Genomic DNA, 14822 nt, shown 5'->3' with positions numbered 1-14822 from the left:
GAGTGGGCGGCGACGGCATGCCATATGAATGGTGTTGGCGGAGGTTTTTGAACTACCCCCGCCGTTGAGAAATTAGCGGTTTTTTATCAAGTAAATAGGCTGAAAAATAAGACTAATGAAAGTCAAATGCGCAATGAAATAGAACATCATTACATGACATGACGCCAAGATTGAATAAAGTATCGGGTTGGTGGTGGCTGCTCGAATGATATGCCTGCCAGACTCAAGGTTGGAACCGTCAAAATAAGTAATGTACACCATGAAGGCAAGCATTCCGCCGATGGCGAATAGCGAAAGAGTCACTCGTTTCCAACTGAAATGGCTTAAATCCAAGTTGCTGAAAGCAAAATTCCGGCGAAATAGAAAAATAATTGCGATAAAATAAATTGGGATACTGAGACGAATGTACGAGAAAGTCACGGCAGCCGTGTTTTTCAGCGTCTCAGACTGCATGCCGCCAGAACCCGTTAAATGCTTGAGAGACAAGAAATTGAAGATTGGCGCTAGGGACGAATCCCCCATTAGCTGAGATGCGATTCCGATAAGCAGAATGGGCGCTATACTGACAAATATGAAAAAATAAAGCAAAGGAGATTTTTTTAATGTATTTTCTATGGTTGGCATGATGGTTTTTATTGTGCGGTTTAAAAGAAGTCCTCCTGAAAGAGGGGACTACAGGATGTTTGATTTGTTTGAGTGGATTTCATTGTTCAATTCCTGAGTGTTTATTAAGTTTTGATGATTGGGCTGCTTTTGGGCGGAGGGCCAGATTTCGTCAGAAGGAAGGCCGGCCCTTCTTGAGGGAATTAAAGTCATTGGTGTCCCCTGTGCCACAACGCATGCTAGCACCATCTTGCAAGTGGGTAAATGAGGGTGCTTTCAAAAGAGTTGTTGTCTGAAGATTATATTGTTGATTTTGCCCATTCTTTCAGGGGTGAAGAAGGTGGTGGCTACAAGATCCGCAGCAATAAGAGCATCAGTGCCAGTTATTGATAAAGCAAAAGCGCCTAATGCCAACCGATACGCAAAGGTATGCAAATGCCTGTGGCAGGGGAGTGTTTATTTCAGCCGTTATTCGTGGGCTGACGCTATTTGCAATGCCTTGCCTACATTGCCAAACCCTTTGGATATTCTTCGCATGCTATCGCCAATGTCTTTGCGGTCAATAGCATGCTGAAAGCGCGGGACTTTGAACCCGTTCTTAGGCCTTGCCACCCGCGGCTAATCGCGCCGGCCGGCCGCCGCCATGGCGGGAAGCATGGCGTTTGCCGCCGCGCTCCGCCCAATCGCCCGGGCAACCAGGGCCGCGCCGGCGGCCAGCGCCAGGCCGAACAACAGCAGAGCGGCGGGCGCGCCCAGGCGGTCCACCAGCAGGCCGGTGAAGATCACCGGCAGGCTGAAGCCGATATAAGCCAATAGAAAGAAGCCAGCGCTGGCGCGCGGCTTCTCCGCGCCGGCCAGCGCGTTCACCGCGGACAAACCGCCCAGATAAGTGAAGCCGTAGCAGGAGCTGCTCGCGCCCAGCGCGCCGAGCAACACCGCCGCCAGCGAACCCTGAGTCGCGCCCCAGGCCAGCAGCGCGTAACTGGGCGGCAGCACCAGCATGCCCAGGCGGGCGGCGCGGCTGGGCGGCATCGCGCGGGCCAGCGGCTGGAACAGCAGGCCGCAACTGATCACGGTGAAAGTAGAGAAACCGGACCAGCGCGCCAGCCCGTGCGCGGCCAGCACCGAGGGCAATAGCGCGATCACCAGCCCCACCGCCGCCCAGGCTAGCAGGATGGCGCAGCCGAAGGGCAGGCTGCCGGCGGGGAAATAGGGCGGGCGCAGCATCGCCGTATGGCGGCCGCGCGGGGCCGGGTCCGGCAAGCCGGCCACCGCCAGCAGCGCCGCGCCGGCCAGCACCAGATGCAGCCAAAAGCTGGCCGGCGTCAGCGTGCTCTGCCACAACAGGCACACGCTGGTCAGCGCCGCGCCCAGGCCAAAGCCCAGCGAGGTGCTGGCCGTCACCCACAGCGTGGCGCGGCGGCCGTCCGGCTCCGCCATCAATTCCCCCATATAAGCGACGCCGGCGGCGGAAGCCAGCGCGGTGCCGCAGCCCAGCAGAAAGCGCGCCACGGCCAAGGCCTCCAGCCGCGGCCACAGCGCCATGACGGCGGTGGCCAGCATCGCCAGCGCCAGCGCCGCCAGGATCAAGGGCTTGCGTCCCAGCCGGTCCGGCAGGCCGCCCAGCGCCAACAGCACCGGCAACACCCCCAGCACATAGGCGGAAAACGCGGTGGCGGTGGCCGCCGCGCCCTGGCCGGCCAACTGCGCGTAAGCGGTGTACAACGGCGCTTGCAGATTCACCGCGCAAGTGATCAGGCACAGGCCGAAGGCCAGCCGGGCAGGGTGGCGCGTGTTCATGCCGCCTCCGGGAATAAAAGAGACACGGCGGAACAAACAGTATGGACGAACAGTGGAACAGTCATAAGCTATGGCCTGGCGATGAAAAGGGCGCGACACGCCACTATCCGGCCCACCCATGACGGCAACAAGTGACAGCGGCGGCCATTTGCGCTTAACTGTTTGCTCATTATCAGCAAACAGTGAGCCCGCCATGCGGCTAGAACTCGACCGCGCCAGCCGGCAGCCGCTGGCGCAGCAAATCGCCGATCAATTGCGCGCCTGGATACGGCGCAGCCGCGTCCGCCCCGGCACCCGGCTGCCCTCCATCCGCCAACTGGCCAAGGAGCAGCAGCTCAGCCAGTCCTGCGTGATCGACGCCTACGACCGGCTGGTGGCGCTGGGCCTGCTGGAATCGCGCCATGGCGCCGGCTTCTTCGTGGCCGCGCCGCCGGGCCGCGAAGAAAGCGAATGGCGGGAAACCATGGAACCGGCCTGGGGCCAGTTCAGCGACAGCGGCGAACAGTTGAAACTGGGCTGCGGCTGGGTGCCGGACAGCTGGCGCGACCAGGAAGAACTGGGCTACGCCATCCGCCACATCACCCGCTGCCAGCCGGCGGACCTGTTCGATTACAGCACCCCGCTGGGCCTGCCGGCCTTGCGCCGGCAACTGCAGCAGCGGCTGCGCCAGATCGACATCCATGTGGAACAGGAACAAATCCTCACCACCAACGGCGGCAGCCACGCGCTGGACCTGCTGGCGCGCGCACTGCTCAAGCCCGGCGACACCGTGCTGGTGGAAAGCCCCGGCTACTACAATCTGTTCAACCTGCTGAAATTCCACGGCATAGAAATGCTGGCGGTGCCGCGCGCCGGCAACGGGCCGGACCTGGCGGCGCTGGAAGCCATCCTCGCCCGGCATCGGCCCAAATGTCTGTTCATCAACAGCCTGTTCCACAACCCCACCGGCACCTGCTTGACGCCGGCGGTGGCGCACCGCCTGCTGCAACTGGCCGAGGCCCACGACTTTCTGATCGTGGAAGACGATATCTACGCGGATTTCCAGAACCACCCCGGCGTGCGCCTGGCGGCGCTGGATTCGCTGCGGCGGGTGATCTACGTGTCCAGCTTCTCCAAAACCCTCAGCTGCTCGCTGCGCGTCGGCTATGTGCTGGCCCAGCCGGAGCTGGTCCGCCAACTGGCCAATATCAAGATGTACACCGGCATCGGCACCCAGCGCTTTGCGGAATGCGTGGTGGCCCAGCTCTTGTCCAGCGGCGCTTACCGCAAGCTGACGCAAAGGCTGCGGCTGCGGCTGAACCGGCAAATGGCCGCCACGCTGCAAACGCTGGAGGCCAACGGCTGGCAAGTGCTCGCCGAGCCGCAGGGCGGCATGTTCGTCTGGGCGCGCACCGGCCGCCACAGCTTCGAGGACATGCAGGCGGAAGCCGCCAAGCGCGGCGTGCTGCTGTCGCCGGGCAGCGGCTTCATGCCCGGCGGCGAGGACAACGACTGGCTGCGGATCAATGTCGCTTATGCCGGCGATGCGCGGGCGCTGGGGTTTTTTGAGGCGTTTAAGGGAGGGTGAGGGGGCGGATCAGGTTGTGGGGAGCTTGATCGATGGATTCATGCGGTGGCTTGTGTTTACCTTGGTCTGTTCTTTCTTGTGGATAGTACGTCATTGACGTACTATTGAGCTATGTACACCCTAGCGGAAACCTCCATTTTTACTAGGTATGTTGCTGATTACTGGAGCGAAGAAGAGCGTAGCGCCTTCTTTGTCTGGTTAGTCAACAATCCCACCACCGGAGCGGTGATCCCCGGCTCCGGTGGTTGCCGCAAGGTACGTTGGTCTTCGGAGGGGCAGGGGAAGCGTGGCGGGGTGCGAGTGATCCATTACAACCTATTGGATGATGGCACGATTTGGCTGCTTACCATCTATGGCAAGAATGTGAGGGAGGATATCCCGGCCCACATTCTCAGAGCGATCAAGGAGACTATTGATGCCGACTGACAAAGAACTGGCCGCTCGGGACGCCCAGCGCGATCTGGGGGCGGAGTTGCTGGAATCCGTGCGCCAGATGAAGGCGGACCAGGCCGCCCGGCGCACCCTGGTCACGCCCACGCTGGCGGCACAAGCGCGTTCGCAGATGGGCATGTCCCAGACGGAGTTCGCGGCATTGCTGGATGTCAGCAAACGCACGCTGCAGGAATGGGAGCAAGGCCGGCGCATGCCCACCGGCGCGGCGCAGACTTTGCTGCGGGTAGCGGTGCAGCATCCGAAAGTGCTGCGGGAGCTGAAGTCCATCTAAGCTGGTGTTTGAATAGGAAACAGCCTCTCGTTTGAGAGGCTGTTTTGTTTATGGTGTTGTGGTCAAAAGGCTTAGAACCTGTTCAAAGTCTGCTGCGCTTCGGCGATACGGCGTTGAAAACGAGCTCAAAATGCTCATGTACCACCTGTACATTCCGCTTTTTCGCTCGTTTTCGCCTTGTCTCGCTCTTGCTCGCGAGACTTTGAACAGGCTCTTACAGGGATTTGGCTTTTTCCTTAGGGGCGCTTTGACTAGGGCAGTTACCGTCTTCGGAGGCCTCGATGATTCCATTTGCCATTGAGCAAAACTTTCCTCCCATGGACAAAATATTATTGAATTCTGCAGGGTACCAAAACGTTGCTACAACCTCTAACGGAGTTGAGGCCGGTAGTGGCTTCGGAGCTTGGCTCACTGTGTATTTGCCAGCAATGACTTCTCCGTAAATCAAACATTCACCAGACTTGACTTTGTAGAGTTCTACTTCGTTTCGGGACGCTGCATTAATTTTCCAGATGGCTTGCGCACCGTTGGCCGTTTCCGAGTAAACCGTGATGGAAGTCAAAACCAGCCCCTTGGCAGGGATGGCAATGGACTTGTTTGCCGATCTGTAGTTGTCTACTGAGAAGCAGACTTTTCCTGCCCCCGTATTCCGGGTAGTGATAGTGCCTTGGTAAAGAGATGAAGCGCAGGCGTCGAGGGCGGCCGCACCAATAATCATGCCGCCAAGGAGTGAAAGTAGGGCGTTTGCGTACATTCTTTGACCTTTAAGGTAACGGCTGGGTCCCGTAACAGCTGCTCTTGCTGCTTTGTCCCATGACGAGTGAAGGTTACCAGTTTAAAACGACTTGGTTTTTTTCTTGGAAGCACTTTGGCTGGGGCAGCTTCCATCTTCGGAAGCCGTGATGACGCCATTTGCCGTTGAGCAAAACGTACCACCTAGCGTCAAACCGTTCGCGGCTCCGCTTGGATGCCAGTAGGTAGTCACGACCTCCAATGGGCTTGAGCTCGGGAAAGGTTTGGGGGCTTGCTCCACCGTGTATTTCCCTGGAATCGTTTCGCCATAAGCCAAACATTCAGCCGACTTGACCTTGTAAAGCTCCGCTTCGTTACGCGAGGCGGCATCTACTTGCCAAATCGCTTGAGCGCCATCCGCCGTTGTCGTGTAAACCGTGATGGAAGTCAAAACCAGCCCCTTGGCAGGGATGGCAACGGACTTGTTTGCCGACCTATAGCTATCTACTGAGAAGCAGACTTTTCCTGTCCCAGCATTTCTTGCGGTGACAATGCCTTGGTAGCGTGAAGAAGCCGTAGCAGTCAGGGTAACGGTACAAAGAGCTATGCCGCTAAGGAGCGAGCAGAAGGAGTTGGCACGCATGTTTTGGACCTTTAAAGAAAATCGCCAAAATCTTTGCTGTATGACAGTTTGAAGCCGGTGTTGCTCTGCGTATGGTCTCAAGTGGTCAAACCTGTAAATTGCTGGAAGCGGGCAGGGTGCACTGCCTAGTCGATCTGCGTCATGATGACATCATTGTGTGTGGTTGGGCAGAATACCGCTTCTCTGGTGAAGCGGCGGATACCAAAAAATGATCAAGCCAGTTCTTCTAATTTCCCTTGTTAGCGCTTTGTTCGGCTGCTCCGATCCAATGACGGAGGCAATCGCAAGCCGTGACACCTTCGCTTACGCTGCTGTGAACGATGCCCGCGACAGGCCGGCCTTCACGATTCAAGCAGGTACATCCTGCCGAGTAGGTAAGACCTCATTCGGCAAAGCCGATGCGTACACGGAGGTGGTATGCGGAAATAAAAAGGGGTGGGTGTTGGAGCCAGAAAACATGAAGTTCTTAGAGTCAGTTGATGACTAGGCTGACAAAGTCTTCTTACCCCATTTTGAGAAAGCCCACTCATCGGGTGGGTTTTGTTGCAACTTGGATGGCTGCCTGATAAAAAGCTACGCCCAGTTGTATACGCTGGGTACGGGTTTTCAGCTAGCTATGTGGTCAGAAATGAAAAGTTGATTTGCATGTGTATATGCATGCGATGCAAAGGTCTAGAGTGGGGTATTTTATCCAAATAAAAACTTGAGATATTCCTGCTTTTTAGATGGGGTTACTATCTGCACGGTTTGGATTGGTTGGCCACTAGTCGGCGATGGAAAAGAGTAAATTGGATCTTGTGGTGTCACCATTCTGAATATCCTGCACGAATTTTTCCCAGACGGTCGATTAAATGAGAAGGTGAGGATGATTCCTTTAAGATAGCTCTTTCCCCTGGCGATAGATACTTAATAGCCCGGTGGCGCACTCGCCAATACAGAAGGCCGAAGGCTGCTAAGTGAATGCTGGCTACATCCGCAGCCAGGAAAAAAGAGTTGGCTGCACCGCTTGCGCTAGCGGAGCCGCTTCCAGTTTCAGGCAAACTAAGTGAGAAAGAATGCGCGCTATGAGAGAAGAGAGTGTTTCAATGTCACTTGGTAAAAGGTTTTTACCAGCGTATCTATTGTGTTGATATGGTGATTTTCCTCGGCGAAGATTGTTCTTATGTTTCTCATCTAGAGACATAAATATAGGGTTATGTTCTAGTTTTTTTAGTGACCACTCACGCGTCATGTGGTGTAAAGAGTCTGACTTAGATATTCCAAGGTGTTCATGTATCTTGCAAAGATCTGTAGAGTGATTTAATGAAAAAAGTTGCAATCGCATGTCGGCTTCATTGTCGGATAGCCCTGTCTCTAAAAAGTAAGATGCAGCTTTGTACGCTTCCATTATGCAACGTGCCAGGAAACATATTCCCCCGATGTCCTGCTCATCTTCTTCTTTTGCAAGTGTCAAAATAGAACGACCATGTCGTACAGCTTTCACAAACAAACCATGTCCGTAAATAATACGATATGTGGAGCCAAAATTCTCCCTGGCGCGGATCACCAGTTTTTCACATACATCTACAACATTTGGTAGTGGGTGGACTTGTGTCATAAGATGGTGTTTATGTTTTTACGGGAACATTCTTCATCGTTTCTCATGAGGGTTCAATCGCCATTCGATCCGGTGACCTTAATGTTGGTGAATATGAGCAGTCAGGTGGAGTATGTCAGCGTAAAAATGGTGATGTGAAGTGGTAACTGAAAAGTCCGGGAAAGGGACTGTGGGGGAAAACCATTATATGATCCACATCCTACGCATTCAGACCTGCCGCGAATGACCGTTATTGGCTGATTGCACCAGTTTAGTGCAGATACAACAAAGCCGACATCTAGATCGTTACGATCACCCCAAACGGCTGCTTTATTGGAGAACACAAAAATGAGCATTGTCAGCCATTTTTCTACCGGGCGGTGTGGCAATCCAATCTCAATTGCTAAGACATCCTCTGACCCAACGCGACGGCCTGTTTTCAGCGAACATATTTTTAGAACCACGAAATAATTGACACAATGCTTTCCTTATATCGCACCACGGCAGCGAGGGCGCCTGCAAGGAAAATAAAGCCTAAGATTACTGGGTTATTCCTTGCGACTTCCATTATTGCCACAGGGTGGATTCCATACTTGTCAGTAAAAGTGGCATCTGTTTTAAGGCTTTTGTCGTGAGTGCGGTCAAATATATTTGACAGAACATCGACTTTGCGAAGTGTGGACTGCTGAAGCTTGATGAACTCACCGTTGATGAAGGCCGCAGCCTCTTCCGCACCTTGAAGTGCATCAGTATCGGCTATCTTGTTTAGTTCGATCACACTCATCAATCGCCCTCTCCTACCCTTCGGAGAGGTATGGGCAGCATAGCGCTTACCGAAGAGGGTTATTAATTCACGAGCCAAGTCAAATTTCTTGTTATCTTGAAGTATTACGGGACTTCCACCTAAAACCCGAAAGCGATGTTCTAGTGCGGAAAACCCATAATTGTCATCCCGCATATTCCAATGAACGTACGTACTATCGGAGTGGTTATGAAGAAACGAAAAATATCCATATAGCATGTCGTGCTCAAGCGGATCAAGAATCTCACTTATTCGCGTAGTTGAGGCTATTTGTGGTATTTCAGGATTTCGACCTTGAGTGGCGAGCGACGCATTAGCCTTAATCAATTCACTCAAGTTATCTAGCTGTTTATTCAACTCAGCAGATTTATGAATTGACCACGTTTTGGTTTGACCTGACTTCAGATTTCTCACTGCGATGGAAGTAACCCGCGTCGAGTTCGCTAGTGGGGAATGACCATCAGGCGCATAGAATGATTCACAAGAATAGTGAATCACGTACGCGTTGATCGCCTCATCGTAAATCTCATTCAATCGCTTGCGGCATTTAGATCGCTCTCGCACACGCGATATTTCTGAAGAAGCCATATCCACCCCCGTTATGTTTTTCAGCCTAATTTGAAGTTTCTTTTCTTGTCCACAGAAATTGTTCGAGAATTAATGTAATCCAAAATGAATAAATTGTACAGTTTCTGTCAAGCCCGCGCGCTGAACTCAATTCTTTAGCCCCCCTGAAATCATAGGTGACGTGGTTGCCAGTGATTGTCTGCTTTGGGTCGGAAGTACGCGTTCTCAGGGGCAGAAAGCCGACGTTCGTCATGGGCGCAAGGAAAATTGCCGGTATGTGGCCCAGAACAGACTCTCAGCGCAGATGGGGAGAAAGACAGCTTTGGCCGAGAAGCTGCACTTCTTATCCGTCTAGTATGTAGATTGCGACGTAAAACACATCGCCCTCCAAACAACTTCCAAGGCTTGACCCTCGTTCCTCCCTCAGCAACAATCCTCCCGTGCCGTTCTATACCGGCACTGGGCGTGAGAACCCATCTTCGTTTTATCGACTGCGGGCGAAATGCGGCTATCCGTGCATTTCGCGCGTCCTGTTGCGTCTGTATGGCGGACCGGATGGGGTAACCTTCTGGTTGGCCAGCTCGCAGTCGCTGGTTTCTCACGCTCTGTTCGGTCTGCCTTCCCCCGTGAGAAGGGGATGGCGGTACTTCCACAGACTGCAGGAGAAATGTCATGTCAAAGAAGTTCTCCCCGATTCCTGTTTCCTCGTTTGACCTTGCCGACTTCCCCAACCCCCGCCGTTCCCGCTACCGCTTCCCCTCCAGCGAAGCCAAAGACCTCCGTCTGCCCTTTGTCCGCCGCGTGCCAGGCCGCACCTATCCGCATTACTGGCAGCCAGCCGAGCCCCAGAGTTATTTCGAGGCTTGCGCGATTGGCCGCCAGTATGCGGCGCACATGGCGCAGTTGTTGAAGACCAACCGTCAGCATGCGGCGCGTGGGCTGTTGTTCCGCATTGCCAGCGATATGGATTTTGCCGACAAGAGTTACCGCATCGGCCTGTGCAAGGGTTTCTTCAATTATCTGGAGATGTTGTTGAACCTGGCGGTGGAGCGGGTGGATCTGGCGCAGCATGTGGAGGCGGTGCAGCAGCTTTATCTGTGCCTGGAGCAGTTGGCTGAGACGCAACAGCAACAGCGGCGCAAGAAGCGCGGTCGGGGCCGTCAGCGCTGAGTGCGTTGGTCATGAAAAAACGGCCCTTCGGGGCCGTTTGGTTTTGTGCTGTGTTATTAGAGCCTGTTCAAAATCTTGCGCGCAAGAGCGAGACAAGGCGGAAACCGCTGAGACAGCGGAATGTACAAGTGGCACATGAGCATTTTGAGCTTGTACTCACCGTGCAAGACTTCACGACGCGCAGCAGATCGTAAACAGATTCTTAGCGCGCGAGTTCGGAGTAATGGTGCTCGTCGTACTGTCCGTCCAGATAGTCGTTGACGCGGTCGTTGAAGGCGATCCAGTGCGGGGTTTTCTGGTGTTCGGCCAGGCGCTCCTTGCTGTCCCACAGTTCGATCAGCGCGTAGCGCAGCGGCTCGCCGGCTTGCTGCCAAAGCTGGTAGTAGTTGCAGCCGGCCTCCTTATTGGATTCCCGCACCATGGTGTTGAGCAGGGTGAGGAAGTCTTGTTGGCTTTTGGCTTTGACGTTGAAGAATACGTTCAGGGTAATCATGTGGGGCCTCTGGTATTGGGTGAATGAATGCGAATGTTCCGCTGCCGTCGGCGCGGTGTATCCATGGCGGCCATTTTACGAAGCCCTGTTGTTCGTTAAAAGTGAAATATAATTAGCTTTGTATTCGTTTTTTATGAGTTAAATGTCGTGATGGCTCAAGGCCCGGCTGGGTGAGGGGCGGACGGCGGCAAAAGAAAAACGGCCCCGGGGGGCCGTTTTGTCATGATGCCTTGCTGGTGTAGAGCCTGTTTACGATCTCGCGAGCTAAGGCGAGACAAGGCGAAAACAGCTGAGGAAGCGGAATGTACTCGTGGTACATGAGCATTTCGAAGCTGTTTTTAACGCAGTATCGGCGACGCGCAGCAGATCGTAAGCAGGTTCTTCAGAACGCGAAGTGCTCGTCCTGCAACTCCATCAACGGCTTGGCGCCGGCCTTGAGCTTGGCCAGCAGGCTGTGCACTTCCGGGAACAGCTTGCTCATATAGAAGCGGCCGGTCAGGATCTTGGCCTGGTAGAAGCCGTCTTCGCCGCCGCCCAGCTTGGAGTGAGCCACTTCTGCCATCCGCGCCCACAGCCAGGCGTAGCTGAGGTGGCCGATCAGGCGCAGGTAGTCGGTGGCGGCTGCGCCGGCTTCGTCGCGGTTCTGCATGCCGGCCATGCCGATGCCCATGGTCACTTCGCCCACGTCCTTCAACAGCTTGGACAGCGGGGCCACGTAGTCGGCCAGTTTGTCGTTGCCTTCATTGGCCTGGCAGAACTTGTGGATCTGCTTGGTGAACTTGCGCAGCTTCTGGCCCTGGTCCATCAGCACTTTGCGGCCCAAGAGGTCGATGGCCTGGATGCCGTTGGTGCCTTCGTAGATCTGGGAGATGCGGCAGTCGCGCACCAGTTGTTCCATGCCCCATTCGCGGATGTAGCCGTGGCCGCCGAACACTTGCATGCCCAGGTTGGCGGCTTCGTAGCCGTTGTCGGTCATGAAGGCCTTGGCCACCGGGGTGAGCAGGGCCACGAGGTCGGCGGCGTCCTGGCGGGTGTCGGCGTCCGGGTGTTTGTCTTCAATGTCCAGTTGCAGCGCCAGCAGGCTGGTCAGCGCTCGGCCGGCCTCTGTGTAGGCTTTCTGGGTCAGCAGCATGCGGCGCACGTCCGGGTGGACGATGATGGGGTCCGCCGGCTTGTCCGGGCATTTGTCGCCGGAGAGCGAGCGCATTTGCAGGCGTTCGCGTGCATAGGCCAGCGCGCCCTGGAAGGAGGCTTCGCCTATGCCCAGGCCTTGCATGCCGCAGCCCAGGCGGGCGGCGTTCATCATGGTGAACATGCAGGACAGGCCTTTGTTGACTTCGCCAATCAAATAGCCCTTGGCGCCGTCCAGGTTGATCACCGCGGTGGCGTTGGCCTTGATGCCCATCTTGTGTTCCAGGCTGCCGCAGGCCACGGGGTTGCGGCTGCCGTCGTCATGAAATTTGGGCACGATGAACAGGGAGATGCCTTTCACGTCCTTGGGCGAGTCCGGCAGGCGGGCCAGCACCAGGTGGATGATGTTGTCGGACATATCATGTTCACCGGCGGAGATGAAAATCTTGGTGCCGGTAATGCTGTAGCTGCCGTCGCCGTTGGGCTCGGCGCGGGTTTTGAGCAGGCCCAGGTCGGTGCCGCAGTGCGGTTCGGTCAGGCACATGGTGCCGGTCCAGCTGCCGTCCACCAGTTTGGGCAGGTAGGCCGCTTTTTGCGCTTCGGTTCCGTGGGCATGAATGGCAGAATACGCGCCGTGGGACAGGCCGGGGTACATGGACCAGGCCACGTTGCTGGAGCACTGCATTTCCATGATGGGGAAGCCCAGCGCCTTGGGCATGCCCTGGCCGCCGTAGGCCGGGTCGCAGTCCAGCGCCGGGAAGCCCAGTTCACAGTATTGCTGGTAGGCTTCCTTGAAGCCGGGCGGGGTGGTGACGGATTTGGTGGTGCTGTCGTAGTGACAGCCTTCTTCGTCGCCCTGGCGGTTCAGCGGCGCCAGTTCGCTTTCACAGAACTGGGCGGCGGCCTCCAGATAGGAGCGGAAAATGTCCTGGGTGGCTTCTTCGTAGCCGGGCAGGGTGGGGATGATGTCCTGTACCTTGATCAGCTCGTGGAGCACGAAATCGAAATCCCGCAGCGGGGCTTGGTATGCAGGCATGGGTCTCTCCTGTTGGTTTGCGCGGCCTGGACGATCCGGCCCAGGTCTGTCGTGTTTGGGTTCGCCCTGCGCTTGGGCGAATAATTCAAACGCTTGTTTAAATTATCGACGTGGCTTTGACAAGCTTTTCGCGTTTTACCCGTCGCCGAGTGTGGTTTAACGGCAACGCGCGCGCACAAGGATCAAAACATTCCAGATGACTTGGTTTAGACGCAAGGTACGCAAATGGGTTGCCTACCGGCACCATTGGTTTCAGAAGCCGGGCCTGCGCCGGCTGGCGCCCTATCTGGACCGGCCGGCGTATTGGTCGCTGAACCGCCGCAAGGTGGCGATGGGGGTGGGGGTGGGCTTGTTCGCCGGCCTGATGCCCGGCCCCACGCAAAAGGTGACGGCGGTGGCGCTGGCTTTGCTGATGCGGGTGAATCTGCCGGTGGCGGTGTTGTTCACGCTGTACACTAACCCTTTGACCGTATTGCCGCTGTACTTTCTGGCTTATGCTTATGGCAAGCTTTTACTGGGCAATCCGGCTGCGGGTACAATGACGCCGCCGCCCAATTGGGACCGGATGAGCTTGCCGGATTGGTGGCACGCCTGCCTGAATTGGCTGGCGGAGCTGGGCTGGCCCTTGCTGGTGGGATTGCCGGCGCTGGGCCTGACCTTTGCCGTGATCGGCTACGCGTTGACGCGGCTGCTGTGGCGCTGGGCGGTGATCAGCGCCTGGAAAAGCAGGCATTGCAGAACACTTTAAGGGGTGATTGTGGATCTGGTTGAAAAGCAGTTGTCGTCGGAGCTGGTGTATCAGGGCGGTTTTCTCAAGGTTCATAAAGACGAGGTGGCGCTGCCGGACGGCGCGGCGTCCACGCGCGAATACATTCTGCACCCCGGCGCGGTGGCGGTGCTGGCGCTGACGCCGGACGGCAAGCTGGTGCTGGAGCGCCAGTACCGTTATCCGACCGGCCGCGAGTTCGTGGAGATTCCCGCCGGCAAGATAGACCCGGACGAGGACCCGGCGGCCACGGCAAGGCGGGAGCTGTTGGAGGAAACCGGCTACGCGGCGGAGCGCTGGACGTATCTGGGCACCGCTTATCCCTGCATTGGCTATTCCAACGAGCGCATCAGTTATTACCTGGCGGAAGGGCTGAGCCAGCAGGGCAGCCGGCTGGACGAGGGCGAATTCCTGGAGGTGCTGACGGTGCCTGTAGCGCAGGCGATGGAGATGACGCTGAGCGGGGCGATCTGCGACAGCAAGTCCATCGTGGGCCTGCACTGGCTGGCGGCGCACCAGGCCGGGAGGATGCCGGGTGTCGCCGTTTGATCCTTACCGGGATCGACGGCGCGGGCGCCGCATCAGCATGGGCTGCAAGGCCCGCATCCGTTCTTTGATCAGCGGCGAAACCCATTACGGCGAGTGCGTGGATCTGTCGGTGGACGGCATGGCCTTGCGCTCGTCCTTTGTGCCGCAGTTTGGCGAGCGCCTGTCCGTGATCGTGCTGGCCCCGGGTGTGGGCGGCATGCCGGGCAAGCCCTTGGAGGCGGTGGTGGAGGTCAAGCGCTGCAATGAGGTGCAGCGCGGCCGCATCTATGAAATTGGCGTGCGCATTGTGCAGCGCAAAGGCTGAGCGCCGCAGTCCGCGCGGGTGCGGCGCATTCTTTATATTCCCTTCTCTTTTTCCGCCGCGCTGCGCGGCGTGAATGTTTCAATCGCCGCGATGGAAACGTTTGATTCTCAAAGCGTTTTTTTAGGGCCGATTTCCGTTTACTCCCGCTTACACGCCGCTCGTCTTCCGTTACAAAAAAAAGCTGGCGGAATTCACCATCCATTTCAAATACTTGTATTGAATCTGGCTCACGATCTCATATTTTGTGTGCAGGCGCGGTTTTGCCCTGCCAGGCTGTGCGTTATGCTATACCCAGAAAAAGAAAGCCGGAAACAATGTGAATACTCTAATTCAGCAAGGGGAGCAGCGGATGCCGCGTG

Annotated in this window: 15 protein-coding genes; 7 read left to right on the top strand and 8 right to left on the bottom strand. The window is 56.2% G+C overall.

The genetic code is table 11. The features are described from left to right. Positions 1-72: 72 nt before the first annotated feature. A complete protein-coding gene (locus tag AB1Z25_RS14585; RefSeq protein ID WP_486635549.1) occupies positions 73-624 on the bottom strand; it encodes a hypothetical protein in 552 nt (183 codons plus the stop codon). 597 nt (positions 625-1221) lie between these two features. After that, positions 1222-2403 (bottom strand): MFS transporter, encoded by a 1182-nt coding sequence (locus tag AB1Z25_RS14580; RefSeq protein WP_486635548.1) that lies wholly within the window; start codon positions 2401-2403, stop codon positions 1222-1224. 193 nt (positions 2404-2596) lie between these two features. Here AB1Z25_RS14580 and AB1Z25_RS14575 point away from each other — a divergent pair, with 193 nt between their 5' ends. The 3 genes from AB1Z25_RS14575 to AB1Z25_RS14565 all read left to right on the top strand — a co-directional run bounded on the left by AB1Z25_RS14575 (position 2597) and on the right by AB1Z25_RS14565 (position 4694). Further along, on the top strand, positions 2597-3970 hold the full coding sequence (locus AB1Z25_RS14575; RefSeq protein ID WP_486635547.1) for an aminotransferase-like domain-containing protein: 1374 nt from the start codon (positions 2597-2599) through the stop codon (positions 3968-3970). Positions 3971-4081: 111 nt separating this feature from the next. Further along, a complete protein-coding gene (locus AB1Z25_RS14570; protein ID WP_486635546.1) occupies positions 4082-4396 on the top strand; it encodes a type II toxin-antitoxin system RelE/ParE family toxin in 315 nt (104 codons plus the stop codon). Continuing rightward, positions 4386-4694 carry a helix-turn-helix domain-containing protein gene (locus AB1Z25_RS14565; RefSeq protein WP_486635545.1) on the top strand — a complete coding sequence of 103 codons (309 nt, stop codon included), beginning with the start codon at positions 4386-4388 and terminating at the stop codon, positions 4692-4694. The genes AB1Z25_RS14570 and AB1Z25_RS14565 overlap by 11 nt, the downstream gene beginning before the upstream one ends. A gap of 214 nt (positions 4695-4908) precedes the next feature. On the opposite strand, the gene AB1Z25_RS14560 is transcribed toward AB1Z25_RS14565, so the two are convergent. The 4 genes from AB1Z25_RS14560 to AB1Z25_RS14545 all read right to left on the bottom strand — a co-directional run bounded on the left by AB1Z25_RS14560 (position 4909) and on the right by AB1Z25_RS14545 (position 9035). Further along, on the bottom strand, positions 4909-5448 hold the full coding sequence (locus AB1Z25_RS14560) for a hypothetical protein (RefSeq protein WP_486635544.1): 540 nt from the start codon (positions 5446-5448) through the stop codon (positions 4909-4911). Positions 5449-5529: 81 nt separating this feature from the next. After that, complete coding sequence (locus AB1Z25_RS14555; protein WP_486635543.1) at positions 5530-6069, bottom strand: hypothetical protein; 540 nt, start codon at positions 6067-6069, stop codon at positions 5530-5532. Between the two features lie 967 nt (positions 6070-7036). Further along, a complete protein-coding gene (locus tag AB1Z25_RS14550) occupies positions 7037-7666 on the bottom strand; it encodes a hypothetical protein (RefSeq protein ID WP_486635542.1) in 630 nt (209 codons plus the stop codon). A 433-nt stretch (positions 7667-8099) separates the two neighbouring features. Continuing rightward, a complete protein-coding gene (locus AB1Z25_RS14545; RefSeq protein ID WP_486635541.1) occupies positions 8100-9035 on the bottom strand; it encodes a hypothetical protein in 936 nt (311 codons plus the stop codon). A gap of 651 nt (positions 9036-9686) precedes the next feature. Here AB1Z25_RS14545 and AB1Z25_RS14540 point away from each other — a divergent pair. Continuing rightward, a complete protein-coding gene (locus tag AB1Z25_RS14540; protein ID WP_486635540.1) occupies positions 9687-10184 on the top strand; it encodes a hypothetical protein in 498 nt (165 codons plus the stop codon). Between the two features lie 202 nt (positions 10185-10386). Here AB1Z25_RS14540 and AB1Z25_RS14535 read toward each other — a convergent pair whose 3' ends face one another. Then, positions 10387-10677 carry a putative quinol monooxygenase gene (locus AB1Z25_RS14535; protein ID WP_486635539.1) on the bottom strand — a complete coding sequence of 97 codons (291 nt, stop codon included), beginning with the start codon at positions 10675-10677 and terminating at the stop codon, positions 10387-10389. Positions 10678-11059: 382 nt separating this feature from the next. Continuing rightward, positions 11060-12844, bottom strand: coding sequence for an acyl-CoA dehydrogenase C-terminal domain-containing protein (locus AB1Z25_RS14530; RefSeq protein WP_486635538.1), 1785 nt, complete (start codon positions 12842-12844; stop codon positions 11060-11062). Between the two features lie 196 nt (positions 12845-13040). Here AB1Z25_RS14530 and AB1Z25_RS14525 point away from each other — a divergent pair, with 196 nt between their 5' ends. From AB1Z25_RS14525 to AB1Z25_RS14515, 3 genes are read left to right on the top strand one after another with little or no spacing between them, the layout of a single operon-like run. Next, the gene (locus tag AB1Z25_RS14525; protein WP_019100393.1) at positions 13041-13592 is read left to right on the top strand and encodes a DUF2062 domain-containing protein; all 552 of its coding nucleotides are present in this window, start codon (positions 13041-13043) and stop codon (positions 13590-13592) included. 9 nt (positions 13593-13601) lie between these two features. After that, positions 13602-14159 carry an NUDIX domain-containing protein gene (locus AB1Z25_RS14520; protein ID WP_264372981.1) on the top strand — a complete coding sequence of 186 codons (558 nt, stop codon included), beginning with the start codon at positions 13602-13604 and terminating at the stop codon, positions 14157-14159. Beyond that, entirely contained in the window at positions 14146-14463 is a 318-nt protein-coding gene (locus tag AB1Z25_RS14515; protein ID WP_081545720.1) for a PilZ domain-containing protein, read from the top strand. The genes AB1Z25_RS14520 and AB1Z25_RS14515 overlap by 14 nt, the downstream gene beginning before the upstream one ends. The last annotated feature ends 359 nt before the right edge of the window (positions 14464-14822 follow it).

It is taken from the genome of Chromobacterium sp. HL1 (genome assembly GCF_057418835.1).
The sequence above is the reverse complement of the archived record's forward strand: the minus strand, read 5'-3'. Positions and strand labels throughout refer to the sequence as shown.